Annotated in this window: 1 protein-coding gene and 1 pseudogene; both read left to right on the top strand. The window is 45.9% G+C overall.

Annotated elements, in window-relative coordinates:
- Positions 1 to 138 (top strand): annotated as a pseudogene (locus ACFIM6_RS10190) (PBSX family phage terminase large subunit); the annotation flags it as partial.
- Positions 123 to 556 (top strand): portal protein (locus ACFIM6_RS10185; RefSeq protein ID WP_375612706.1); only part of this gene is annotated, 434 nt, incomplete at its 3' end. The pseudogene ACFIM6_RS10190 and the gene ACFIM6_RS10185, both read left to right, overlap by 16 nt.

The following is a 556-nucleotide window of genomic DNA, read 5'->3' as shown; positions in this document are numbered from 1 at the left end:
GAGCATGATTGGTCCAGTCATGGTGCGGATGCCTTTGGGTTAATGTGTGTGGGGTATGAACAGCCGATGCAAAAACAGAAGAGACCAGCTTATAGCGGTAGAGAAACTTATGAAAGCACGTCATGGATGGCAGAATGATGTATGATGAAGAGCATTTAGAGAAAGAAAGTAACGCATCAGATTTGTCGACAGAAGGTTTGTTTAGCAAGCTTGTGAGCTGGTACAAAGAAGATGTTGAGCATGTGAACAAATGGCGCGAACATGCAAGAGAGGATTTTCGATTTTACAATGGTGATCAGTGGAATGAGGCTGATTTAGCGGCGTTAAAAGAGCAACGCCGCCCCGTTATGACGTTTAACCGTATTGCACCATTGGTTAATGCCGTTGTGGGTTCAGAGCGTAACAATAAACGAGAGGTGCAATTCATTCCCCGTCAAATAGGCAAGGCATTGCCAAGTGAATTGCTTACAGGAGCAGCGGAATGGTTTCGCGACATGGCACATGCTGAATATGCAGATAGTGATGCTTTCCAAGACGCTGTCATCTGCGGCATGGG

Origin of the sequence: Bartonella sp. AA9NXGY (assembly GCF_042196845.1) — a bacterium.
In the GTDB taxonomy this organism is placed as follows: Bacteria; Pseudomonadota; Alphaproteobacteria; order Rhizobiales; family Rhizobiaceae; genus Bartonella.
Note: the sequence above shows the minus strand (reverse complement) of the source record. Positions and strands in the feature narration are given on the sequence as shown.